Source organism: Massilia sp. BAP21, from assembly GCF_057801335.1.
In genome coordinates, this window is record NZ_CM173596.1 from 2476032 (window position 1) to 2499204 (window position 23173).

22 protein-coding genes are annotated in these 23173 nt (G+C 64.9%); 8 read left to right on the plus strand and 14 right to left on the minus strand.

Going from position 1 to position 23173, the window contains the following annotated elements:
- Positions 1-72: 72 nt before the first annotated feature.
- The 7 genes from thpR to hda form a co-directional block, all read right to left on the minus strand.
- Positions 73-588 (minus strand): RNA 2',3'-cyclic phosphodiesterase, encoded by a 516-nt coding sequence (gene thpR / locus ACWYRN_RS10920; RefSeq protein WP_488692435.1) that lies wholly within the window; start codon positions 586-588, stop codon positions 73-75.
- A gap of 13 nt (positions 589-601) precedes the next feature.
- Positions 602-1459 (minus strand): 3-methyl-2-oxobutanoate hydroxymethyltransferase, encoded by an 858-nt coding sequence (gene panB / locus ACWYRN_RS10925; RefSeq protein WP_374041378.1) that lies wholly within the window; start codon positions 1457-1459, stop codon positions 602-604.
- 89 nt (positions 1460-1548) lie between these two features.
- Complete coding sequence (locus ACWYRN_RS10930) at positions 1549-1896, minus strand: DMT family protein (protein ID WP_136220979.1); 348 nt, start codon at positions 1894-1896, stop codon at positions 1549-1551.
- Positions 1897-1899: 3 nt separating this feature from the next.
- On the minus strand, positions 1900-2373 hold the full coding sequence (folK, locus tag ACWYRN_RS10935; RefSeq protein ID WP_488692436.1) for a 2-amino-4-hydroxy-6-hydroxymethyldihydropteridine diphosphokinase: 474 nt from the start codon (positions 2371-2373) through the stop codon (positions 1900-1902).
- Positions 2370-3755, minus strand: coding sequence for a polynucleotide adenylyltransferase PcnB (gene pcnB / locus ACWYRN_RS10940; RefSeq protein WP_488692437.1), 1386 nt, complete (start codon positions 3753-3755; stop codon positions 2370-2372). The genes folK and pcnB overlap by 4 nt, the downstream gene beginning before the upstream one ends.
- A complete protein-coding gene (locus ACWYRN_RS10945; RefSeq protein WP_488692438.1) occupies positions 3748-4422 on the minus strand; it encodes a histidinol-phosphatase in 675 nt (224 codons plus the stop codon). The genes pcnB and ACWYRN_RS10945 overlap by 8 nt, the downstream gene beginning before the upstream one ends.
- Positions 4419-5105, minus strand: a complete 687-nt coding sequence (gene hda / locus ACWYRN_RS10950; RefSeq protein WP_290421955.1) for a DnaA regulatory inactivator Hda — start codon at positions 5103-5105, stop codon at positions 4419-4421. The genes ACWYRN_RS10945 and hda overlap by 4 nt, the downstream gene beginning before the upstream one ends.
- Positions 5106-5384: 279 nt before the next feature.
- Between hda and purM the strand changes: the two genes are divergently transcribed.
- Entirely contained in the window at positions 5385-6428 is a 1044-nt protein-coding gene (gene purM, locus ACWYRN_RS10955) for a phosphoribosylformylglycinamidine cyclo-ligase (protein WP_488692439.1), read from the plus strand.
- 189 nt (positions 6429-6617) lie between these two features.
- Here the strand turns inward: purM and ACWYRN_RS10960 are convergent, their stop codons facing one another.
- The 7 genes from ACWYRN_RS10960 to ACWYRN_RS10990 all read right to left on the minus strand — a co-directional run bounded on the left by ACWYRN_RS10960 (position 6618) and on the right by ACWYRN_RS10990 (position 16937).
- The gene (locus ACWYRN_RS10960; RefSeq protein ID WP_488692440.1) at positions 6618-8669 is read right to left on the minus strand and encodes an alpha/beta hydrolase family protein; all 2052 of its coding nucleotides are present in this window, start codon (positions 8667-8669) and stop codon (positions 6618-6620) included.
- A 115-nt stretch (positions 8670-8784) separates the two neighbouring features.
- Complete coding sequence (locus ACWYRN_RS10965; protein ID WP_488692441.1) at positions 8785-9999, minus strand: 6-phosphofructokinase; 1215 nt, start codon at positions 9997-9999, stop codon at positions 8785-8787.
- 43 nt (positions 10000-10042) lie between these two features.
- Complete coding sequence (locus ACWYRN_RS10970) at positions 10043-12067, minus strand: S9 family peptidase (RefSeq protein ID WP_488692442.1); 2025 nt, start codon at positions 12065-12067, stop codon at positions 10043-10045.
- A 159-nt stretch (positions 12068-12226) separates the two neighbouring features.
- A complete protein-coding gene (locus ACWYRN_RS10975; protein WP_488692443.1) occupies positions 12227-14284 on the minus strand; it encodes a VC_2705 family sodium/solute symporter in 2058 nt (685 codons plus the stop codon).
- Entirely contained in the window at positions 14281-14631 is a 351-nt protein-coding gene (locus ACWYRN_RS10980; RefSeq protein WP_488692444.1) for a DUF4212 domain-containing protein, read from the minus strand. Before ACWYRN_RS10980 ends, ACWYRN_RS10975 begins: the two co-directional genes overlap by 4 nt.
- Positions 14621-16189, minus strand: a complete 1569-nt coding sequence (locus tag ACWYRN_RS10985) for a sensor histidine kinase (protein WP_488692445.1) — start codon at positions 16187-16189, stop codon at positions 14621-14623. Before ACWYRN_RS10985 ends, ACWYRN_RS10980 begins: the two co-directional genes overlap by 11 nt.
- Positions 16190-16214: 25 nt before the next feature.
- Complete coding sequence (locus tag ACWYRN_RS10990) at positions 16215-16937, minus strand: response regulator (RefSeq protein WP_488692446.1); 723 nt, start codon at positions 16935-16937, stop codon at positions 16215-16217.
- 193 nt (positions 16938-17130) lie between these two features.
- Here ACWYRN_RS10990 and recA point away from each other — a divergent pair, with 193 nt between their 5' ends.
- The 7 genes from recA (at position 17131) to ACWYRN_RS11025 (ending at position 23020) form a co-directional block, all read left to right on the plus strand.
- Positions 17131-18198, plus strand: a complete 1068-nt coding sequence (gene recA / locus ACWYRN_RS10995; protein ID WP_488692447.1) for a recombinase RecA — start codon at positions 17131-17133, stop codon at positions 18196-18198.
- A 51-nt stretch (positions 18199-18249) separates the two neighbouring features.
- The gene (recX, locus tag ACWYRN_RS11000; RefSeq protein ID WP_488692448.1) at positions 18250-18711 is read left to right on the plus strand and encodes a recombination regulator RecX; all 462 of its coding nucleotides are present in this window, start codon (positions 18250-18252) and stop codon (positions 18709-18711) included.
- 197 nt (positions 18712-18908) lie between these two features.
- Positions 18909-19268, plus strand: a complete 360-nt coding sequence (locus ACWYRN_RS11005; RefSeq protein WP_488692449.1) for a hypothetical protein — start codon at positions 18909-18911, stop codon at positions 19266-19268.
- 253 nt (positions 19269-19521) lie between these two features.
- Entirely contained in the window at positions 19522-20085 is a 564-nt protein-coding gene (locus ACWYRN_RS11010) for a DUF2889 domain-containing protein (RefSeq protein ID WP_488692450.1), read from the plus strand.
- Positions 20086-20160: 75 nt separating this feature from the next.
- Complete coding sequence (sucC, locus tag ACWYRN_RS11015) at positions 20161-21330, plus strand: ADP-forming succinate--CoA ligase subunit beta (protein WP_488692451.1); 1170 nt, start codon at positions 20161-20163, stop codon at positions 21328-21330.
- A gap of 17 nt (positions 21331-21347) precedes the next feature.
- Entirely contained in the window at positions 21348-22229 is an 882-nt protein-coding gene (sucD, locus tag ACWYRN_RS11020) for a succinate--CoA ligase subunit alpha (protein ID WP_488692452.1), read from the plus strand.
- A gap of 311 nt (positions 22230-22540) precedes the next feature.
- Positions 22541-23020 carry a pilin gene (locus ACWYRN_RS11025; RefSeq protein ID WP_488692453.1) on the plus strand — a complete coding sequence of 160 codons (480 nt, stop codon included), beginning with the start codon at positions 22541-22543 and terminating at the stop codon, positions 23018-23020.
- The last annotated feature ends 153 nt before the right edge of the window (positions 23021-23173 follow it).

Here is a 23173-nt window from a genome sequence, read left to right on the forward strand (position 1 = left end):
TCAAAGCCCTGAGCATGTATTCGATCCGATTCAGGTGTGCAAATCCGGAAAGCCACTGCTTTGCCAGATACTTCAGGAATAGGTTTCCAGCACCTGGTACACGCCGCCATTGTCCGGCTGCGATTCGACCAATGCATAGCCGTCGACTTTCCACACCAGCGGCGGCGCTGCGGGCGGCAGCGCGACGCCGCTGGCACGCCGTGCAAACGTTACGTGTGGACGGTACTTGCGCGCTTCCGGCTGCAGGCCGAGGGCAACGAGGGCATTGCTCAATTGTGCGTGCAGGTCCAGCAGTTCCGGCGGTTCGCTCGAAGGCTCGAGCACGGCAATGCCGTTATGCCAGAGCTTGGGCACACCCAGCGTCAATTCGAAGGGAGTGAAGGGAACGGCAAATCCACGCCGCAGATCGGGCACGCGTTCGCCCGGCACGCTGCCGAGGAAGTGCAGCGTCACATGGAGTTTATCGGGATGCACCGGACTGGCGCCACGCGGCCAGTCCCAGAGGTCGCGCCGCTCGCGCAGCGCATGCCGGACCGCAGGGTCCGGCCACAGGGCGAGGAACAGGCGCGTACTGGAAACGCTGTCCATCGCTCCCCCTCGATCAGAAGCAGTGTTCCGGCGCCGGGAAACTGCCGTCCTGCACCGCCGCCACATAGGCCTGCACGGCGCCGTCGATGCTGGTCTGGCCGTCCATGAAGTTCTTCACGAAACGCGCCTTGTGGCCTGGGAAGACGCCGAGCATGTCGTGCATCACCAGCACCTGGCCCGAGGTGTCGGGGCCGGCGCCGATGCCGATGGTCGGCACCTGCAGCGATTCCGTGACTTCCTTGCCCAGCGCCGACGGCACCGCTTCCAGCAGCACGATGGCTGCGCCGGCCGCCTGCAGGGCCAGCGCATCGTTCTTCAGGCGCTCGGCGCCCTCGCTGGTTTTACCCTGGACCTTGAAGCCGCCCAGCTGGTGCACGAACTGCGGGGTCAGGCCGATGTGGGCGCAGACCGGGATGCCGCGTTCGGCGAGAAAAGCAACCGTCTCGGCCAGCCAGGCGCCGCCTTCGATCTTCACCATCTGGGCGCCGGCGCGCATCAGGGCAGCGGCGCTTTCGAAGGCGATTTCCTTGGTGGCGTAGCTGGCAAACGGCAGGTCGGAAACGATCAGGGCATTCTTGTTGCCGCGTACGACAGAGGCGGTGTGATAGACCATGTCGGCCAGGGTCACCGGCAGCGTCGACGAGTGGCCGGCGCAGACCATGCCCAGCGAATCGCCGATCAAGAGGATGTCGACGCCGCAGCGGTCCATCAGCGAGGCGAAGCTGGCGTCGTAGCAGGTCAGCATGGCGATCTTGGTACCCGCCGCACGCATGGCGTGCAGGGCGGGAATCGTGACGGGTTTGCGCGCCGGCCTGGATGGTGGTGGGGTGTCGCCGCCAGTCATTTCCTTGCCTTGCAAATAAGCGCTCATGGTCATCCTTTGAAATACGAAATAATCAACGGCGTAGTGTAATGCCGTCTACAAAATCCTGCCGAAGCCGCCGGTTTTTCCCCAGCGCTTCAGCTACGGAAAATGAAATACACCGCGCCCACCAGGCACAGCGCCGCCCACACGTAGTCGAGCTTGAACGGCTGGTTCATGTAGAACATCGCGAACGGCACGAACACGGTCAGCGTAATCGCTTCCTGCATGATCTTCAGCTGGGCCAGGCTGTACTGGGTGGCGCCGATGCGGTTGGCCGGCACCTGCAGCAAATATTCAAACAGGGCGATGCCCCAGCTGATCAGTGCCGCGATATACCAGGCGCGGTTGTTCAGGCTCTTCAGGTGCCCGTACCAGGCAAAGGTCATGAAGATGTTCGACAGGACCAGGAGGCCTGCGGTCTGGAAGAAAACGGGAATCTGCATGCGCTAGTCCAGTCTGGCGATCGCCTGGTCGGCCACGCCAGGCAGGAAATCGGCGGCGCGGCCGCGGCCGGGAATGGCGATGTCGGGCGCGATGTCCAGCAGCGGCGCCAGCACGAAGGCGCGCTCGTGCATGCGCGGATGCGGCACGGTGAGGGTGGGCGTATCGATCACGGCATCGCCATACAGCAGCACATCCAGGTCCAGCGTGCGCGGCGCGTTGCGGTAGGGGCGCTCGCGGCCGTGCGCCTGTTCGATGTCCATCAGCGCCGCCAGCAGGGCGTGCGCATCGAGTTCGGTATCGACGGCGGCCACCGCATTGATGTAGTCGTCGCCCGAGGAGTCGACCGGCGCGGTGCGCCAGCAGCCGGAGGCGGCATGCAGACGGCAGCCCGGATACGCATCCAGGCGCGCCAGGGCGTCGCGCACATTCGCGCGCGCATCGCCCAGGTTGGCGCCGATGCCGATGTAGGCGATCATTCCTCGGCGCCGCCTGAACCAGCAGCGGCGGTGGCGGTGGCGCCGCCTTCGGCGTTGCGGTGGCGCGGGCCACGGCGCGGTGCGCGCTTTTTCTTTTCGCCGGCGGCCGGGCGCGCATTCGCCTGGGTCAGCAGGCGTTCGCGTTCGCCGGATTCGGCTTCGTAGAAGGCGGTCCACCATTCGCCGATCTCGGCATCGAGTTCGCCCGAGGCGCAGCGCAGCAGCAGGAAGTCGTAGCCGGCGCGGAAGCGCGGGTTCTCCAGCAATTTATAAGGCGCCTTGCCCTGGCGGCGCTCGAAGCGCGGCTGCATGGCCCAGATGTCGCGCATGTCGGTGGCGATGCGGCGTTGCAGGGCCAGGTTCTCGGTCTGGGTTTCCAGTACGTCGTCGGCGGCCAGGTGCAGGGCCGGAATCGGCGACTCGCCGGCGGCGCGGTAGGCGGTCCACTTCTCCAGCACCTGGTGCCACAGCAGCGAGGCAAACAGGAAGCCCGGCGACACACCCTTGCCGGCTTTCACGCGGCCATCGGTCGACTCCAGCGCCAGGGTCACGAACTTCATGCCGATCGGCTGCTCCAATACGACGTCGAGCAGGGGCAGGAGGCCGTGGTGCAGGCCGGCCGAACGCAGCTCCTTCAGGCAGGCCAGCGCGTGGCCCGAGAGCAGGAGTTTCAGCATTTCGTCGAATACACGCGCGGCCGGCACGTTGTCGATCAGCGGCGCCATCACGGGGATCGGCGCGCGCGTGGTCGGCTCGATCGTGAAGCCGAGTTTCGCGGCGAAGCGCACCACGCGCAGCATGCGCACCGGGTCTTCGCGGTAGCGCGCTTCGGGCACGCCGATGATGCGCAGGGTCTTGTCGCGGATGTCCTCGATGCCGCCGTGGTAGTCCAGCACGGTTTGCGTGGCCGGATCGTAGTACATCGCGTTGATGGTGAAGTCGCGCCGCGCGGCATCCTCGTGCTGGGGGCCGAAGTTGTTGTCGCGCAGGACGCGGCCGTGTTCGTCCTTCGGCGCGTTGGCGCTGCCGGCGCCGCGGAAGGTGGTCACTTCCAGCAGCTCCTGGCCGAACATCACGTGCACGATCTGGAAGCGGCGGCCGATGATGAAGGCGCGCCGGAACAGCTTTTTCACCTGCTCGGGCGTGGCATCGGTGGCGATGTCGAAGTCTTTCGGCTTCACGCCCAGCAGCAGGTCGCGCACGGCGCCGCCGACCACGAAGGCCTTGAAGCCGGCCTCCTGCAGGGTTTGCGTCAGGCGGATCGCGTTCGGCGACAGCAGTTTGAGGTCGATGCCGTGCTGCTCGACGCCGAGGGTCACCGGTTCGGTAGGGTTGCGCCCGTCTTTCACGCCAAGGATTTTACGGATGAATTTTTTAATCATTGAAAAGATGAAGTAGTGGCCAGCCGTTGGCGTGTGCGTGTTGGGCGAGCGCCGCGTTGGGGTTGGTCGCAACCGGGTCCGACACTACGGATAATAGTGGAATATCGTTGTGCGAGTCGCTGTAGAACCAGCTGCGCTCGAAGGAGGCGAACGGTCGGCCCAGGCCTTCCAGCCAGGCGTGCATGTGCGTGACCTTGCCCAGCCCCGAGGTCGGGGTGCCGGCCAGCTTGCCGGTCAATTTGCCGGCATCGTCCAGCTCGGGCATGGCGGCGATGTGGTGCTCCACGCCGAAGGCCCTGGCGATCGGGGCCGTGATGTAGTGGTTGGTGGCGGTGATGATGGCCACCAGGTCGCCGGCGTCGAGGTGGCGCTGCACCAGGGCGCGCGCCTGCGGGCGGATCGCCGGAACGATCACCTCCTCCATGTACCGGGCGTGCATGGCGTCGAGCTCGCTGCGCGGATAGCGCGCCAGGGTGCCGAGGGCGAATTCCAGGTATTCCACGGGGTCGAGCACGCCGGCCTGGTACTGGGCAAAAAAGTCGTCGTTGCGGCGCTTGTATTCGAGCGCGTCGACGGCCCCGATTCGCACCAGGAACTGGCCCCACTCGTAATCCGAGTCGATCGGCAGCAGGGTGTGGTCGAGGTCAAACAGCGCAAGGTTTTTCATTCTTTGGATTCCGACTGCGGGGTGCCCTGGAGCAGCAGGTCGCGCAGCAGCGGCAGCGTGACGGGGCGCTGGGTTTCGAGCGAATACTGGTCGAGGGCGTCCAGCATCGTCGCCAGGGAGCGCATGTCGCGCTTGAAATGGGACAGCAAATAGGGTAACACGCTGGCCGACAGCGTCAAACCGCGCGCCTCGGCAGCTTGTGTGAGGGCGGCGATCTTCTCGTCGTCGGACAAACCGTGGATCAGGTAGATCAGGCCCCAGCCCATGCGCGTGCGCAGGTCTTCGCGCACCGGCAGCACGGCCGGCGGCACCGGGCCAGTGGAGACCATGTAGGCGCCGTGTTCGCGGATCTGGTTGAACAGGGCAAAGGCGTCGATCTGGGCTTGCGGCGACAGCAGGTTGCAGTCGTCCAGCAGGTAGAGCGTGATCTCCGGCGTAAACACGAACTCTTCGCTCGGCGCATCGGCGGCGATGTAGCGCGAGGCCGGCGTGGCCGCCAGGCCCTGCAGCAGGTGGGTCTTGCCGGCGCCGGTGTCGCCCCACAGGTAGGCGAAATGCTCGCGCGATGCACGCTGCGCGAACTGGTGCATCAGGTGCGTCAGTTCCGCATTCGCCCCAACCTGGAAGGTATCGAGGCTCTGCGCCGGATGTTCGGCGCCTAGATCGAGCACCAGCTGTTTCATTGGGGAGCTCGACTTTCGTAGGGTGGGCACTTGTGCCCACGCGGTCTCACCGCATGCACAGCGCGACATGCAACCATGGAAATGACCGTCGCATCTCGCCGGAGCGCCGCCACAAGCTCGGCAAATTGTTCTCCAGTTGGCGAAAAGAATGGCATGTTTTTGTTGTTATCTCGGTTTAGCGGCGGTTTAGCGGTTGGGGCCAGCCCGTTTTGCTAGAATAGCGAATTGACCAGAAACAGGTCTACGCCTTCTATTTTACCGCCTCCGCTGCTAAATACCATGAGCCAACCATCTAATGTTTCTCTGTCTTACCGCGACGCGGGTGTCGATATCGACGCCGGCGATGCCCTGGTCGAAGCGATCAAACCCCTTGCCAAGCGCACCATGCGCGAAGGCGTGCTCGGCGGCATCGGCGGCTTCGGCGGTCTGTTCGAGATCAGCAAGAAGTTCAAGGAGCCGGTCCTGGTCTCGGGTACCGACGGCGTCGGCACCAAGCTGAAACTCGCCTTCGAGCTGAACCGCCACGACACGGTCGGCATCGACCTGGTGGCCATGAGCGTCAACGACATCCTGGTGCAGGGCGCCGAGCCGCTGTTCTTCCTCGACTACTTCGCCTGCGGCAAGCTGGACGTGGCCACCGCCACCGCCGTGGTCTCGGGCATCGCCAAGGGTTGCGAAGAATCGGGCTGCGCCCTGCTGGGCGGCGAGACGGCCGAGATGCCGGGCATGTACCCGGACGGCGAATACGACCTGGCCGGCTTCGCCGTCGGCGCGGTGGAAAAATCGCAGATCATCGACGGCAGCAAGATCGTGCCGGGCGACGTGGTGCTGGGCCTGGCGTCGTCGGGCATCCACTCGAACGGTTACTCGCTGGTGCGCAAGATCATCAGCGTCGCCAAGCCGGACCTGGAAGCCGATTTCCACGGGCGCAAGCTGGCCGACGTGCTGATGGCGCCAACCCGCCTCTACGTGAAGCCGCTGCTGGCGCTGATGGCGGCGATGGAAGTGAAGGGCCTGGTGCACATCACCGGCGGCGGCCTGGTCGAGAACATCCCGCGCGTGCTGGCAGACAACCTGACCGCGGTGCTGGACGGTTCGTCGTGGACCATGCCGCCGCTGTTCCAGTGGCTGCAGCAGCATGGCGGCGTAGCGGATGCCGAGATGCACCGCGTGTTCAACTGCGGCATCGGCATGACCGTGATCGTGGCCAAGGAAAATGCGGATGCGGCCATGGCCCAGCTGCAGGCGGCTGGCGAGACCGTGTACCGCATCGGCGAAATCCGTGCGCGTGAAGAAGGCCAGGCGCAGACCGTGGTGGTGTAAGCTGGTCTGCAGCTCAGCAAAAAGGCGCTCCGAGGAGCGCCTTTTTTATTGCTTTCGTAGGGTGGACCGGGCCACGACAAGGCGGCTATGCCGTCCACGCGTTCAATCAAAGCGTCATTGCCACGCGGCGCGACCTCAGGTTGAACGCGTGGACGGGAGACCCGTCCACCCTACGTACAAGCTGATCGGTTATTTCGCCCCACTCCCGATATTCCGGTCCAGGAACTTCTCGACCCGTCCCCAGAAATCGACCCGGTTCGCCGGCAGGCTCCAGCCGTGCCCTTCATCTTGGTACTCGAGCCACTCGACCTGTGGGTTGGTCGGCTTCACCGCGTCGAGGAATTTGCGGCCGTGGAACATCGGCACGCGGCGGTCGACGCCGCCGTAGGCCAGCAGCAGCGGCGCCTTGATGCGTGCCGCCTGCTGGATCGGCGAGGTCGCCTTCAACTGCGCCGCGTCCTTGACCTGGTCGCCGATCAGGTCGGGCATGCCGTACTGCTTCCACTGCGCAGTCATGTCCGAGGTAAAGCTCCAGTGGCCGTCGTAGAGCAGGTTGATGTCGGTAACGCCGGCCCAGCTGACGCCGCACTTGTACAGGTCGGGGTCGTTCACCAGCCCCATCAGGGTGGCGTAGCCGCCGTAGCTGGCGCCGGCGATGCAGATGCGCTTCGGATCGGCGTAGCCCTGCGCCACGGCCCAGCGGGCGCCGTCGGCGATGTCGTCCTGCATCTTCAGGCCCCATTGCTTCCAGCCGGCGCGGAAGTGCTTGTCGCCATAGCCGGTGCTGCCGCGGAAGTCCGGCTCCAGCACCGCATAGCCGCGCGAAGCCAGGAACTGGGTTTCCGGGTCCCAGCCCCAGTGGTTGCCATGCACGTACGGCCCGCCATGCACCAGCACCACCAGCGGCGCATTCTTCGCGCCGCTTGCCGGCAGCGTCAGCAGCGCGGGAATCTCCATGCCGTCGCGCGCCTTGTAGCGCACCGCGTCCTGGCGCCCCATGCGCGCCGGGTCGATGCCCGGATAAGCCTGGCCGACCAGGTTCAGCTTGCCGGTCCGGACGTTGTACAGGTGATAGAAGGGCGGCTTTTTGTCGGAATACGAGCGCACCAGCGCCCATTCGGCGTGGTTCCCGGAAGGGAAGGACATCAAATTGATCGTGCCGGGCAGGGCTTCGTCGAGCTTTTGCTGCACCGCCTGCATCGGCGCGTCGAGCCAGACCGTGGTGACGGCATCGGTGCGCAGCCGGATGCCGAGCAGCTTGTCGCCGCTGCTGACGAGCGAACCCGAGAAATCGTAGCCGGGCGTGACCACGAGCGGCTCGGCGCCCAGCTTGCCGGTGGCGGTGTCGACGGTGAAGACGCTGGTGGTGTCCTTGCCGCCGTGGGCCACCGCGTACAGGGTGCCGTCGCTGCCGAAGCCGAGCGGCTCGAAGGCATCCTTGCCGCCTTTATAGGTGTCGAAGGTGCTCAGCACGCGCCAGGCGCCCGTGGCGGGTTCGCGGTACCAGATGGTGGTCATGCCTTTGTCGCTGCCCGAGGCCAGGCGCGGCTCGCCCTTGTGGTCGAGCATCCAGCCGGTGACCCTGGCCGGCCGCTGCACGGTCTGGGTGGCGCCGGTGAGGGTGTTCAGCTTCAGCAGGTTCACGGTGCGGATGTCGTAGCTGTCTTCCGCGTACTCGACGCTCTGGACGTAGACAAAGGCGGAATCCTGGGCGCCGCGCTCGTCCATCATGAAGGTATGCCAGGGCAGCACCTTGCTTGCGATGAGGGTGCCGGTCGACTCGATGGCGTTGCCGCGGCGGTTGGCCAGCTGGCGCAGGTTGGCGCCGTCCTTGTCGACCGCGTACAGCCCGGCCGCCATGTAGGCGCCGCCCGGCGCCACCTGGCGGTCGGTCACGTTGAAGAGCAGGCGGCCGTCGTTGACCCATTCGAAGTCGAGGATGTCGGCATCCTTGTAGCCGGCCACCGGCTTGGCGCTATTGGCCTGCAGGTCGATCACTACCAGGATGTCGCGCCGCCCGGGTGCGCTCGATACCGCCGCCAGGTAGCGCGCGCTCGGCGACAGCTTGGCGCCGGCCAGCACCGGATTGATGAAGAAGCGTTCGATCGGCGGCAGCGCGGATGCGGTGGCGGCGGGGGCGGCGGTGGGTGCGGCGTCGGGTGCGGCGTGCAGCGGCGCGGCGACGCACAGGGCCAGCGCCAGCGTGCTGGCGAGCCGGCCCGGGAGGGGGCGTGAAAGCATGGATGTTCCGTTCAGGTCGTTATCGTTATCGGCCGCGTGCGCAGCCATTTGTGCCGGCAGCATAGCAGTTGGGCAAGCCGAAAAAGCTCACCAATTCCCACGGCACGTTCGGTATTCAGCGTCCCAGCACCTTCGGCACCCGCGCTCCGCGCAGGCGGAAGGCGTCCGACATGCCGGACCCCAGCAGCGGGCGCAGGTAGAGGCGGAAGGCGTCGGTCACGTCGGTGCCGCTTTCGCTGATGAATTCGTCTTCCATGGTGCGGGTCTTGCCGGCCACGGCGTCCAGCGGCAGCAGTTCGTAGTCGACCGAATAAAAACCGGTGCGGCGGATCGCCACCGAACCGTCGCGCTCGCCCCAGAACGCGAACTGGACCGCCTTTTCGCCGACTTCGCGCGCCTCGCGCTGGTCGACGTCGGACACGCAGCCGATGAAGGAGCGCTGCAGGTAGCCGAAGGTGTCGCCGCGCACGCGCTTGATGCCGAGTTTCGCCTTGATTTCGTCGCACAGCAGGTCGGCCAGGGCGCCGCTGCCCGAGAGTTGCACGTTGCCGTGCTGGTCGCGCTCGATTTCCCTGGCCAGCAGGGTGGCGACCGGTTCGCCGGAAGCATCGTGGATGCCTTCCGAGACCGCGATCACGCAGCGCCCGTGGCGTTCGACCATCGTCTTGACGTCGGCCAGGAAGCGTTCCAGGTCGAACACGCGCTCGGGCAGGTAGATCAGGTGCGGGCCGTCGTCGGGGAACTTCTTGCCCAGGCTGGCTGCCGCGGTGAGGAAGCCGGCATGGCGCCCCATCACCACGCCGACGTAGACCCCGGGCAGGGCGGCATTGTCGAGATTGGCGCCGGCAAAGGCCTGGGCCACGAAGCGCGCCGCCGACGGAAAGCCGGGCGTGTGGTCGCTGCCGGCCAGGTCGTTGTCGATGGTTTTCGGAATATGGATGCAGCGCAGTGGATAGCCGGCCTGGCGCGCCTCCTGGCTGACGATGCGCACCGTGTCGGCCGAATCGTTGCCGCCGATGTAGAAGAAGTGTTCGATCTCGTGCGCGCGCAGGGTCTCGAAGATGCGCGCGCAGTAGGCGGCGTCGGGCTTGTCGCGCGTCGAGCCCAGCGCCGAGGACGGCGTGGCGGCCACCAGTTCCAGGTTGTGGCTGGTTTCCTGGGTGAGGTCGAGGAAATCCTCGTCCACGATGCCGCGCACGCCGTGCAGGGCGCCGTAGACGCGGGTGACGCCCTGGAAGCGGCGCGCTTCGAGCGCGACGCCGACCATGGACTGGTTGATGACGGCGGTCGGACCGCCTCCCTGAGCTACGAGGATCTTGCCAGATGACATAGGACCTCCTTCGGGTGATGGCAGGGCGCCGCCGTCGATGCGCTTACAAGGCTGCGCCCTTGCCGATGTTTTTGTCGAGGAACTTCTCGACACGGCTCCAGAAATCGATGCTGTTCTTCGGCAGGTAGAAACCGTGGCCCTCGTCCGGGTACTCGACCCATTCGACGTTCGGGTTGGTGCGCTTGACCGCCGAGTAGAACTTGGTGCCGTGGTCGATCGGTACGCGCACGTCGGCGCCGCCGTAGGCCAGCAGCAGCGGCTGCCGGATGCGCGCCGCCTGCTCGATCGGCGAGGTCGCCTTCAGCTGGGCCGCGTCCTTGACCTGGTCGCCGATCATTTCCGGCATGCCGTAGCGCTTCCATTCGTCCGGCATGTCGCTGGTATGGTTCGCGCTGCCGTACATCAGGTTGATGTCGGTCACGCCGACCCAGTCGACGCCGCACTTGTACATGTCCGGATCGTTGATCAGGCCCATCAGGGTGGCATAGCCGCCATAGCTGGCGCCGGCAATGCAGACGCGCTTCGGATCGACCAGGCCCTTGTCGACCGCCCAGCGTACGCCGTCGGCGACGTCGTTCTGCATGGCCAGGCCCCACTGCTTGAAGCTGGCCTTGTAGTGGGCCGAGCCGAAGCCCAGGCTGCCGCGGAATTCCGGCTCCAGCACCGCATAGCCGCGCGAGGCCAGGAACTGGGTATGCGGATTCCAGCCCCACGAGCTGCCGCGCACCCAGGGGCCGCCGTGCACCAGCACCACCAGCGGCAGGCCGCTCTTCTTGCCGCCCGGCGGCAGCGTCAGCAGCGCCGGAATCTCGAGGCCGTCGCGCGCCTTGTAGCGCAGCGCCTGCTGGCGGCCCATCTGCTTCGGATCGATGCCGGGGGCGGTTTCGCCGACCTTGTTCAGCAGCTTGGACTCGCGGTTGTACAGGAAATAGGTCGATGGAATCACATCCGAATAGGCACGCACCAGCACCCATGGCGTGGTGCTGTGCTGGGGCGGCGGCGACACCAGGTTGACGGTGGCCGGCAGCAGCTTGTCGACGCTGTCCTGCACCGCCTTCATCTCGGGATCGATCCACTCGATCGATTCGGCGTCGGTGGTGAAGTGCATGCCCAGCACCTTGTCGCGGCTGGTCAGGATGTCGCCGTCGAAATCGTAGCCGACCGCATTCAGCACCGGTTCGCTTGCCAGCTTGCCGCTGGCGATGTCGAAGGTGTACACGGCGTTGGTGTCCTTGCCGTTGCGCGCGGCCACGTACAGTTTGCCGTCCGGGCCGAAGGCCAGCGGCGTGATGTCGTCCGGGTTGTCGCCGTAGGACTTGAAACTGGTCAGCTTGCGCCATTCCTTGCTGGACGGGTCGAGGTAGAAGATGTTCGTCACATCCTCGTCCTGGCCAAAGGCGATGCGCGGTTCGCCCTTGTGGTCGAGCAGCCAGCCGCTCACGTCCTGCTTCGGCCGGCTCACTTCCTGGGCCTGGCCGGTGAGCGTGTTCAAGCGCAGCAGGCTGACGCGGCTGCGCTTGTAGCCGGTCTTCCAGACCACGTTGCGCACGTACACGAATTCGGAATCCTGGGCGCCGCGCGCCGGCATCAGGTAGGTGTGCCAGGGCAGGATGCGGCGGCCGGTCATCGTGCCCGTCTGCGAACGCACGCCGCGGTCGGCCAGCTGCACCAGTTGGCTGCCGTCGGCATTCACGGCAAACAGGCCCGGCGCGTATTCGACATCGCCCTGGGCGACGGTACGGTCGTTGACGTCGAAAATCAGGCGTTCGCCATTCACCCACTGGAAGGCACCGATGTCGGCATCGTTGTACGAGGCAACCACCTTGCCCTGGTTGGTTTGCAGGTCGACCACCACCAGGAAGTCGCGCTGGCCCTTGGCGCTCGAGCGTGCGGCCAGGTAGCGGCCGTTCGGCGAGAGCAGGCCGCCGTTGAAGGCCGGGCGCGAGAAGAACTGTTCGATCGGCGGCAGGGCGGGACTAGCCTGTACCTGGGCCTGGGCAACGGGGCCGGCGCACAGCGACAGGGCCAACAAAACGGCGTGACAGAGTGAAGCTCGGGTGAACGACATGCTGATTCCTGAGAAGGTAAGTGGCCGCCCGCAGGCGGAACAGTTGTTTCTTAAGAATAACATTTGTGCATGCCGAAAAGCTATGCCTTTTGGGTAGACTGAGGCGGTGTTGCGTTCTTGCCGCAGCCGCCGCCGCCACAATCGAGCCAGCCCGCACGCCTATTCCGGCGCCCGGATATAGTCGACCAGGCCATTGCTGGCGCGGCTGGGCGGCGCCGTCAGCAGGCTGACCAGCACCACCGCCGCGATCCCCGCCGGCACCCCGAAGATCCCGGCCGACATCGGCGCGATGTCGAACCAGGCCGCATCCATCCGCCCGCCCAGGATCGGGTTGGTGCGCAGCATGTAGTACAGGCAGGTGAGAAAGCCGGCGATCATGCCGGCGATCGCTCCGGCGTGGTTGGCGCGCTTCCAGAACACGCCCAGTACCAGCGGTGCGAACAGGGTCGAGGCCGCCAGCGAAAACGCCGCGCCCACCAGCGACAGGATGTCGGCCGGCTTCTGCGAAGCGGCATAGGCGGCGATGAAGGCGACGGCCAGCAGCAGCAGCTTCGAGATCGTGACCCGCTTCTGGGTCGACGCGCCGGGGTCGACGATCTTGTAGTACACGTCGTGCGACAGGGCGTTCGAGATCGCCAGCAGCAGGCCGTCGGCGGTGGACAGGGCGGCAGCCAGGCCGCCGGCCGCCACCAGGCCCGAAATCACGTAGGGCAGGCCGCCAATTTCCGGCGTTGCCAGCACCAGCACGTCGCCGTCGATGGCGATCTCGGCCAGCTGCACCAGGCCGTCGCCGTTGATGTCGGTCACGCTGATCAGGGGATTGATCTTGTCGACATTCGCCCAGTAGGAAATCCAGGTCGGCAGCGAGCGGAAGTCGCTGCCGACCAGGCTCGTATAGATGTCGTATTTGGCCAGCACCGCCAGCGCCGGGATGCTCAGGTAGATCAGCAGGATGAAGAACAGGGTCCAGAACACCGAGCCGCGCGCCGCGTGCACCGAGGGCGTGGTGTAGGAGCGCATCAGGATGTGGGGCAGGGCGGCGGTACCGAACATCAGGCAGAACACCAGGGCCAGGAAGTTGTTGCGGCGCGCATTCGATTCGGCCTCGGTGGCGCCGGGGAAGGGCGCGGCATGCGCTTCCGGGGGCTGGGCCCGCGCCAGCAGGCGCGCCCGCTGCGCGCGCCACAGGGCGTCGGCATCGTCCACGGTCTTCGGGTAGGCGGCCAGGGCGCGCTCGGCATTGCGCACTTCGCCCAGCGAGGCGTTGCGCAGGCGCGCGGTGTCGAGGCGGCGCTGGGCTTCCAGCCGGCCTCCTTCCCAGGATTCCGGCAGGGCCGCCAGGCGGGCGCCGTACTCCTCGGCCTGGCGCCGGAACTGGGCGCGCACCGCTTCCTCGCGCGGATCGGCCGCCAGCTGCGCTTCGCGCTGGGCCAGCTTCGGCAGCACCGAACCATAGGCCACTTGCGGCAAGGGATTGTCGGCATGCTTGGCCGACAGCCACATGGTTGGAATCAAGAAGGCGACCAGGATGATGATGTACTGCGCCACCTGGGTCCAGGTGATGCCGCGCATGCCGCCCAGGAAGGAACAGACCAGGATGCTAGCCAGCCCCAGGAAAATCCCCACCGAGAAATCGACGCCGGTAAAGCGCGAGGCGATCAGCCCCACCGCATAGATTTGCGCCACCACGTAGATGAAGGAAACGATGATGGTGGCGCCCACGGCCAGCGCGCGCACCGGCCCGCCGCGCCCGCCCGCGCCGCCGCCGTAGCGCGCCGCCAGGTAGTCGGGAATCGTGTACTGGCCGAACTTGCGCAAGTAGGGCGCGATCAGCAGGGCCACCAGGCAATAGCCGCCGGTCCAGCCCATGATGTAGGCCAGGGCGTCGAAGCCATACAGGTACAGGCCGCCGGCCAGGCTGATGAAGCTGGCCGCCGAGATCCAGTCGGCGGCGGTGGCCATGCCGTTGAACAGGGCCGGCACGCGGCGCCCTGCCACGTAGTATTCGGTCACGTTCGAGGTGCGGCTGACCACACCGATGGTGGCGTACAGCACGATGGTGGCGAACATGAACAGGTGGCCGATCCACAGGCGCGGCATGCCTTCCTTTTCCAGCACCGTCAGGGCCAGCAGGAAACCGGCGAAGCAGACGCAGAACCAGGCGTAATAGCCGGACAGGCGCCGGAAGTAGCGCTTATTGCTGCCCGGGGCGCTCAAGGCGCTCCCTCCGGCGCCTGGTTTTGCGTCGAATCCAGCGCGTTCGCATAGGCGGCGTCGAGCTGGCGCATGCGCCAGGCGTAGAAGCCGATGATGGCCAGGCAGACCAGCGACGCACCCTGCGCCGCCATGTAGAACGACAGCGGCCAGCCGAACACGGTGATGTGCGCCAGCTCGCGCGCAAAGTACACGGTGCAAAAGCCGGTGAGCAGCCACAGTCCCAGCAGGATGGCGGTCAGGCGCCGGGTGCGGCGCCAGTGCAGGGCGCGTTCGGCCAGCAGCAGGCGCTGGCGCCGCAGGTCGGCGTCGTGCGGCGTGGCTGGTGGGGGCGGGGATTCAGGCGGCATCGATGGGATCGCTGGCAGGTGGCGGGAAGGTCAGCCGGAACAGGCTGCCCGGGAATTTCTTGGAAAGACTGCGCGGGTTGTTGAAGATGTCGACCTCGGCATTGTGCTGGCCGGCGATCTCGCGCACGATCGCCAGGCCCAGGCCGCTGCCGCTGGCGCTGTTGCCGAGGATGCGGTAGAAGCGCTCGAACACGTGGGCGCGCTCGGCGGGGGCGATGCCGGGGCCGGTGTCCTCGACTTCCAGCAATGCATGCTCGCCATCGCGGCGCACGCGCACCGTGACGCTGCCGCCGGCTGGCGTATACCGCAGGGCATTGTCGATCAGGTTCGACAGCAGTTCGCGCAGCATCATGGCGTTGCCGGCAATGACCACCGCTTCGTCGTGCGGTTCGTAGCCGAGGTCGATGTCGTGGGCGAACGAGGCCTGGACCCAGTCCTGCACCACGCTCACGGCCAGCGCGCCGAGCTCGATTTCCTCGAAGGCGAGGCCGGCATGCGGCTGGTTTTCCGCGCGCGCCAGGGCCAGCAGCTGGTTCACCAGGCGCGTCGCCGATTCCGAGCTCTTTGCCAGTTGTTCCAGCGAGCGGTGGATTTCGCCCGGGTCGACCTGGCGCAGCGCCAGCTCGGACTGCATGCGCATGCCGGCCAGCGGCGTCTTCATCTGGTGCGCGGCGTCGGCAATGAAGCGCTTCTGCATGTCGATGGTCTGGGCTAGGCGCCCGAGCATGTCGTTCAGCGAGCCGACGAGCGGGGAAATTTCTTCGGGAACCTGGCGTGAGTCGATGGGCGAGAGGTCGTCCGAGGAGCGCGCGCGGATGCGCTCCTGCAGTTCGGCCAGCGGCGACAGCCCGCGCGACAGGGCAAACCAGACCAGGGCCAGGATCACCGGCAGGATAATGAACTGGGGCAGGATCACGCCCTTGATGATCTCGTTGGCAAGCAGGGCGCGTTTATCGAGGGTTTCGGCCACCTGCACCAGGGCCTTGCGCGGCGCCGGTTCGCCGTCGTTAGCCGCGGCATCGGCCTGGTGGAAGGGGTCGAGGTTCAAATACAGGTAGGCCACGCGCACCGGCGTGCCGTGCACGGCGTCGCCGCGGAAGTGGACCGCGCCGTCCTTGTCGGCCTCGTCCTCGCGCGGGCGCGGCAGCTCGCGGTCGCCGTCCACATGCCGGCCCTGGGCATCGAGGATCTGGAAGTAGACGCTGTCGACGTCGTCGGCGCGCAGGATGTCGCGCGCGCTGCCGGGCAGGCGGGTGGCGATCGCGCCGTCGACCTCGCGCACCTGCTGGGCCAGCACCGTGACCCGGTCTTCCAGCGCATGGTCGAAAGGCTGGTTCGCGATCGACTTCGCCACCAGGTAAGTAATGGCGATGCTCATCGGCCACAGCAGCAGCAGGGGCGCCAGCATCCAGTCGAGGATTTCGCCGAACAGCGAATGCTGGATGCTTTCCTCGGGTTCGGGATTCGGCGGCGCGTACAGGGGTTCGAGCGGCGGCTCGAACGCGCCCGGGGGCAGGGCGCTGTCGGGCGGCACCAGGCCGGCATCGCGGTCGTTCACGTGCGCTCGTCCGCTGCTATTCGTGTCACTTGTGCTCGCTGGCAGGCTCGGCACCTGCACCTGCGCCTGAGCGTGCGGCGTCGGAATACTTTTCCAGGCAGTAGCCGAGCCCGCGCACGGTGGCGATGCGCACGCCGCCGACTTCGATCTTCTTGCGCAGGCGGTGCACATAGACCTCGATGGCGTTGTTCGAGACTTCCTCTCCCCATTCGCACAGGTGGTCGACCAGTTGTTCTTTGGAGACCAGGCGCCCGGTGCGCGCGAGCAGGATTTCGAGCAGGCCGAGTTCGCGCGCCGAGAGGTCGAGCATCTGCTCGTTGATGTAGGCGCTGCGGCCGACCTGGTCGTAGACCAGCGGCCCGTGGCGGATCACGGCCGGGCCGCCGCCGGCGCCGCGCCGGGTCAGCGCCCGCACCCGCGCTTCGAGTTCCGACAGGGCGAAGGGCTTGGCCATGTAGTCGTCGGCGCCCAGGTCCAGGCCCTCGACGCGCTGCTCGACCGAGTCGGCGGCGGTGAGGATCAGCACCGGCAGTAGGGAGGAGCGCGCGCGCAGGCGGCGCAGCACTTCCAGGCCGGACATGCGCGGCAAGCCGAGGTCGAGGATGAGGAGGTCGAACTCCTGGGTGGAGAGGGCGGTGTCGGCATCGGCGCCGTTGCGCACGCAATCGATCGCGTAGCCGGATTGGCGCAGGGAGCGCGTCAACCCGTCGGCGAGTACGCTATCATCTTCTGCAAGTAGAATTCGCATGGTTGTACCTTGTTTTTCGATTAAACCCCGGTGCCGCCTTCATTGTGTTTGATTTAGCGCAACAATGCGAGTTTTCTCAAACCGACAATTCATTTTTTCGCTTGCCAAAACCACTGGATTTTTATACAGTACTAGCTATTGAAACGCGCGACGGCGCCCACACCTTGGTTACCTCCAAGACTGAAAGAAAATTATGGACGACAAAAAATCCGCAGTAAATGCCTCCGAAAAAGGCAAGGCGCTGGCTGCCGCCCTCGCGCAAATCGAAAAGCAGTTCGGCAAGGGCTCGGTCATGCGCATGGACACCAGCGCACCGGTCGAGGAAGTGCAAACCGTGTCCACCGGCTCGCTGGGCCTGGACATCGCCCTCGGCGTCGGCGGCCTGCCGCGCGGCCGTATCGTGGAAATCTACGGTCCGGAATCGTCGGGTAAAACCACGCTGACCCTGCAGACCATCGCCCAGATGCAAAAGCTCGGCGGCACCTGCGCCTTCATCGACGCCGAGCACGCGCTCGACGTCACCTATGCGCAAAAGCTGGGCATCAAGCTCGACGAGCTGCTGATCTCGCAGCCCGACACCGGCGAACAGGCCCTGGAAATCACCGACGCCCTGGTGCGTTCGGGTTCGGTCGACCTGGTGGTCATCGACTCGGTGGCGGCACTGACCCCGCGCGCCGAGATCGAAGGCGACATGGGCGACTCGCTGCCGGGCCTGCAAGCCCGCCTGATGTCGCAGGCGCTGCGTAAACTCACCGGCTCAATCAACCGTACGAACACCCTGGTCATCTTCATCAACCAGATCCGTATGAAGATCGGCGTCATGTTCGGCAGCCCGGAAACCACGACCGGCGGTAACGCGCTGAAGTTCTACGCCTCGGTGCGCATGGACATCCGCCGTACCGGTTCGATCAAGTCGGGCGACGAGGTGATCGGTAACGAAACCAAGGTCAAGGTCGTCAAGAACAAGATCGCGCCTCCGTTCAAGGAAGCCCACTTCGACATCCTGTACGGAGAAGGCACCTCGCGCGAAGGCGAAATCCTGGATCTGGGCGCCGACAACAAGATCGTCGAGAAGTCGGGTTCCTGGTACAGCTACAACGGCGAACGCATCGGCCAGGGTAAAGATAACGCACGTCAGTTCCTGAAAGACCGTCCGGCACTGGCACGCGAAATCGAAAACAAGGTCCGCGCTACCCTGGGCGTGCGCGAGCTGCCGCCGGTCAGCGCCGACGCTGCGCCGGAAAAGGCCGTCTCGGAATAAGTTGAGCGCGGTTTTGGCAATAACAGCAACATCGGCAACACTGGCAGCACCATGCGCGCGCCACCGCTGAGCCTGAAGGCACGGGCCCTGCGCTTCCTCTCCATGAGGGAGCACAGCCGGCTCGAGCTGGGGCGCAAGCTGGCGCGCCATGCCGAGGAGGGCGACGACGTCGAAGCCCTCCTCGATTTCCTCGAAAAGAACAACTGGCTGTCGCAGGAGCGTTTCGCCGAATCGCTGATTCACCGAAAAGCCTCCCGCTACGGCAACAGCCGTGTCGTGGCCGAGCTGCAAAGCCACGGCGTGAACGGCGAAGCCCTGGCCGAGCTCAAGTCCGAGCTGGCCTCGAGCGAAAAAACGCGCGCCGTCGAAGTCTGGCGCCGCAAGTTCGGCACCGTGGCGCAAGACGCGGCCGAGCGCAGCAAGCAAATGCGTTTCCTGATGGCGCGCGGCTTCTCCAGCAGCGCCGTGCGCGAAGCACTCAAGGGTGCGCCGGAAGACGAAGACGACTTCTAGTCCGCCCACATCGTTGTAGCGCGTTGTAACGTTTAAACCAACTTTTGCAGGCGCCAGCGCGGAGCGCCATTCGTTGATATGCCTGGCATATTCCTCAACGACGGATGGTGCTGCGCGCTGGCGCCTGCACGCGGCTGCACTTTGGGCGGCCGAGCTCGCGGCGCTTGCCGCAACCCACGCGAACAAGAAGGACAAGCATGAAAGCGTTGCTCGCACTGGCACTGGCTGCCACCCTCGCCGGCTGTGCCCAGCCTCCCGTCACTCCCACCGGCGTCTACGTCCTCAGCACCGCCGAGATGTCGGTCGTCCTCGACGTGCGACCCGGCGGCGACTACGTCCTGCAAACCAGCGGCCCCGGCCGCAATACCGACGAAATCCGCGGCTCCTGGCGCGAAGAGGTCGGCCCGGCCCTGTCGGTGTCGTTCTCCGGCATCGTCTGGCATGGCACCGAACCCGAGGCCGGCAACGCCGTCTGGGCCGCCACCATCGACAGCGATTCCCAGATCTGCCTCGACCGCGACGGCCAGAACTGCTTCTTCCGCAACGACTTTTCCTGAGCCGGACAGGGCCGCGCCGCGCATCCATACCTGGGGACAGGCAACATTGGCAGGCTTGCCACGCTTCCCGCGATACCCCGCCTTCCAGTATGGTCAATCGGGCATGTAAGAGTGCAACCGCTACCCGCCTGTGCTAAACTTTCACGGTTTAAGCAGCGCCGCATGAGCGGTTGTTGCCGCAGAAGCTGCGGCGACGTGCGAATCAAGCACACCGGCTGCATACATTTACCGCCGCCCTGTCGGCACCGTTTTTATGCCCTTGTCTTCTCCCGCTTCGCGCCAGCTCCGGCACACGCGCGCCATTACCGTCGAAGCGTATGCGCGCGACGATGGCTTGTGGGATCTTGACGCGCGTATCCGCGACGTCAAGGCGCAAGACATCGTGCTCGCCTCCGGCAGGCGTCCCGCCGGCACCGCCGTGCACGACCTCAGCCTGCGCATCACCATCAACCGCGACCTCGAGATCGTCGACGCCGAAGCCTCGTCCGACTCGGTACCGTACCCTGGCTACTGCGACACCATCGGTCCTGCTTATAAAAAGCTGATCGGCATGTCGCTGGCCAAGCATTTCCGGCTGCACCTGAAAGACCGCTTATCAAGCGTGCTCGGATGCACCCACCTGACTGAACTGGCGCAGGTCTTGCCCACGGCGGCAATCCAGGCCTTCGCCGATGATGCGTTCGAGACGCGCAATGCCGCCGATGCCGGCGACGCTGAGCGTCCTTACGAGATCGACCGCTGCCACGCCTTGCGCGCCGATGGCCCTGCCGTGGCACAGTATTACCCTCGCTGGGCGATCAAGGCCGTACCGGAGTAGACTTCGCTGTCGAAGTTTTCCACGAAGTTTCTAATTAACTATCCAAATCAGTAACAGAGAAGAAGGGAAGCCAGCATGAAAATCCATGAGTATCAGGGCAAAGAAATCCTCCGGAAGTTCGGGGTGACGGTACCGCGCGGCATTCCGTGCATGTCGGTGGAAGAAGCCGTCAAGGCAGCTGAAGAGCTGGGCGGCCCGGTGTGGGTCGTCAAGGCCCAGATCCATGCTGGCGGCCGTGGTAAAGGCGGCGGCGTGAAGGTTGCCAAGTCGCTGGAGCAAGTCAAGGAATACGCAGAACAGATCATGGGCATGCAGCTGGTCACGCACCAGACCGGCCCGGAAGGCCAGAAAGTGCGCCGCCTGCTGATCGAAGAAGGCGCCGACATCAAGAAGGAACTGTACGTCTCGATGGTCACCGACCGCGTGACCCAGAAGGTCGTCCTGATGGCCTCGTCGGAAGGCGGCATGGACATCGAAGAAGTCGCCCACAGCAACCCTGAAAAAATCCACTCGATCGCGATCGACCCATCGGTCGGCCTGACCGACGCCGAAGCGGACGACATCTCGACCAAGATCGGCATTCCTGCCGAGTCGCTGGCCGAAGCCCGCCAGAACCTGAAAGGCCTGTACCAGGCTTACTGGGAAACCGATTCGTCGCTGGCCGAAATCAACCCGCTGATCCTGACCGGTTCGGGCAAGGTCATCGCCCTGGACGCGAAGTTCAACTTCGACGCCAACGCCCTGTTCCGCCAGCCGGACATCATGGCTTACCGCGACCTGGACGAAGAAGATCCAGCCGAAGTCGAAGCATCGAAGTTCGACCTGGCCTACATCTCGCTCGACGGCAACATCGGCTGCCTGGTGAACGGCGCCGGCCTGGCCATGGCCACCATGGACACCATCAAGCTGTTCGGCGGCGAGCCGGCCAACTTCCTGGACGTGGGCGGCGGTGCGACGGCCGAGAAAGTCACCGAAGCATTCAAGATCATGCTGAAGAACCCAGGCCTGAAAGCCATCCTGGTCAACATCTTCGGCGGCATCATGCGTTGCGACGTCATCGCCGAAGGCGTGATCACCGCATCGAAGGCCGTATCGCTGCAAGTGCCGCTGGTCGTGCGCATGAAGGGCACCAACGAAGACCTGGGCAAGAAGATGCTGGCCGACTCCGGCCTGCCGATCATCGCCGCCGATACGATGGAAGACGCAGCCAAGGCCGTGGTCGCCGCTGCAGCTGGTAACGCCTAATTCGAAGGAATAAACAAATGTCGATCCTGATCAACAAAGATACAAAAGTCATCACCCAGGGTATCACCGGCAAGACCGGTCAGTTCCATACCCGCATGTGCCGCGACTACGCGAACGGCAAGGCTGCCTTCGTTGCTGGCGTGAACCCGAAGAAAGCCGGCGAAGACTTCGAAGGCATCCCAATCTACGCCAACGTGTCGGAAGCCAAGAACGCCACCGGCGCGACCGTCTCGGTCATCTACGTGCCGCCGGCAGGCGCCGCAGCCGCCATCTGGGAAGCCGTCGAAGCCGACCTGGACCTGGCGATTTGCATCACCGAAGGCATTCCAGTCCGTGACATGATGGCCCTGAAGGACCGCATGGCCAAGGCCGGCTCGAAGACCCTGCTGCTGGGCCCGAACTGCCCAGGCCTGATCACCCCGGACGAAATCAAGATCGGCATCATGCCTGGTCACATCCACAAGAAGGGCCGCATCGGCGTCGTCTCGCGCTCGGGCACCCTGACCTATGAAGCAGTCGGCCAGCTGACCGCGCTGGGCCTGGGCCAATCGTCGGCAGTCGGCATCGGCGGCGACCCGATCAACGGCCTGAAGCACATCGACGTGATGAAGATGTTCAACGACGATCCTGATACCGACGCGGTCATCATGATCGGCGAAATCGGCGGTCCGGACGAAGCCAACGCCGCACGTTGGGTCAAGGACAACATGAAGAAACCAGTCGTCGGCTTCATCGCCGGTGTCACCGCTCCTCCGGGCAAGCGCATGGGCCACGCCGGCGCGCTGATCTCGGGCGGCGCCGATACCGCGCAAGCCAAGCTGGACATCATGGAAGAGTGCGGCATCAAAGCCACCAAGAACCCATCGGAAATGGCACGCCTGCTGAAGGCCATGCTGTAATACCAAACAGTTCTTGTCTCGTGAAGGGAGCCTGCAGGCTCCCTTTTTTATTTCGACAACAACTGAATGGCACGGACGGCGACGAATTTTTCGCGTTCGATCATTGCCTGACAGAAATTGCGTGTGAGCTGACAAAATTTGTCATGCCAGAAGCGAGCTCTGCCGTAATTTGTCAGTTTTGTTTCAAAGGAACTAATGATTTTGTGGGGAAATGGCCTGGCACGGCGCTTGCAATAGGTAGAACGTGGCACCAAGCAAAGCATGACCAACCGAATTCTTTAATACCTCTGGAGAGACTTACCATGAAACAGATGAAAATCGTCAAGAAAGCACAAGCCGGCTTCACCCTGATCGAACTGATGATCGTTGTTGCCATCATCGGCATCCTGGCGGCTGTCGCTATCCCTGCATACCAGGACTACATCGCCAAGTCGAAGGCAGCTGCTGCTTACGCTGACGTCAGCGGCGGCAAAACCGGCTACGAGATGGCTGTTGTCGAAGGCAAGACCAGCGACGTGACTGGTTATACTGCTGCGACCGGCCTGGCCAATAAAACCGGCAACTGCTCGGGCTTCACCATCGCTACCCCACCAACTGCTGGTGGCGCCGTGATCACCTGCGCAATCGACAATCCTGGCCGTCTGGGCGCGGGCTCGACCATCGCCCTGCACCGCTCGGCTGCTGGCGCCTACAGCTGCGTTGCAACCGGCTTCGCTGATCCGAAATTCCTGCCGACCGGCTGCACCCAAGTTGGCGCTCCTGAGGAAGACGACGGCGACACCACCGAATAATACACAAGTCGCATAAACGAAAGCCGCCCTCGGGCGGCTTTTTTATTGGCGCTGCGGTTTGCAACGCAGCGCCAACGTCTTGCGCCGCTATTCAAACGATCTTCTGCCGATCCGCCAGCAGCCTGCACGTAGAACAATGGCCGCATGAACACA

Coding starts and splice junctions, on each gene's coding strand:
- thpR (WP_488692435.1), bottom strand. CDS start 588: ATGGACAGCGTTTCCAGTACGCGCCTGTTCCTCGCCCTGTGGCCGGAC.
- panB (WP_374041378.1), bottom strand. CDS start 1,459: ATGAGCGCTTATTTGCAAGGCAAGGAAATGACTGGCGGCGACACCCCA.
- ACWYRN_RS10930 (WP_136220979.1), bottom strand. CDS start 1,896: ATGCAGATTCCCGTTTTCTTCCAGACCGCAGGCCTCCTGGTCCTGTCG.
- folK (WP_488692436.1), bottom strand. CDS start 2,373: ATGATCGCCTACATCGGCATCGGCGCCAACCTGGGCGATGCGCGCGCG.
- pcnB (WP_488692437.1), bottom strand. CDS start 3,755: ATGATTAAAAAATTCATCCGTAAAATCCTTGGCGTGAAAGACGGGCGC.
- ACWYRN_RS10945 (WP_488692438.1), bottom strand. CDS start 4,422: ATGAAAAACCTTGCGCTGTTTGACCTCGACCACACCCTGCTGCCGATC.
- hda (WP_290421955.1), bottom strand. CDS start 5,105: ATGAAACAGCTGGTGCTCGATCTAGGCGCCGAACATCCGGCGCAGAGC.
- purM (WP_488692439.1), top strand. CDS start 5,385: ATGAGCCAACCATCTAATGTTTCTCTGTCTTACCGCGACGCGGGTGTC.
- ACWYRN_RS10960 (WP_488692440.1), bottom strand. CDS start 8,669: ATGCTTTCACGCCCCCTCCCGGGCCGGCTCGCCAGCACGCTGGCGCTG.
- ACWYRN_RS10965 (WP_488692441.1), bottom strand. CDS start 9,999: ATGTCATCTGGCAAGATCCTCGTAGCTCAGGGAGGCGGTCCGACCGCC.
- ACWYRN_RS10970 (WP_488692442.1), bottom strand. CDS start 12,067: ATGTCGTTCACCCGAGCTTCACTCTGTCACGCCGTTTTGTTGGCCCTG.
- ACWYRN_RS10980 (WP_488692444.1), bottom strand. CDS start 14,631: ATGCCGCCTGAATCCCCGCCCCCACCAGCCACGCCGCACGACGCCGAC.
- ACWYRN_RS10990 (WP_488692446.1), bottom strand. CDS start 16,937: ATGCGAATTCTACTTGCAGAAGATGATAGCGTACTCGCCGACGGGTTG.
- recA (WP_488692447.1), top strand. CDS start 17,131: ATGGACGACAAAAAATCCGCAGTAAATGCCTCCGAAAAAGGCAAGGCG.
- recX (WP_488692448.1), top strand. CDS start 18,250: ATGCGCGCGCCACCGCTGAGCCTGAAGGCACGGGCCCTGCGCTTCCTC.
- ACWYRN_RS11005 (WP_488692449.1), top strand. CDS start 18,909: ATGAAAGCGTTGCTCGCACTGGCACTGGCTGCCACCCTCGCCGGCTGT.
- ACWYRN_RS11010 (WP_488692450.1), top strand. CDS start 19,522: ATGCCCTTGTCTTCTCCCGCTTCGCGCCAGCTCCGGCACACGCGCGCC.
- sucC (WP_488692451.1), top strand. CDS start 20,161: ATGAAAATCCATGAGTATCAGGGCAAAGAAATCCTCCGGAAGTTCGGG.
- sucD (WP_488692452.1), top strand. CDS start 21,348: ATGTCGATCCTGATCAACAAAGATACAAAAGTCATCACCCAGGGTATC.
- ACWYRN_RS11025 (WP_488692453.1), top strand. CDS start 22,541: ATGAAAATCGTCAAGAAAGCACAAGCCGGCTTCACCCTGATCGAACTG.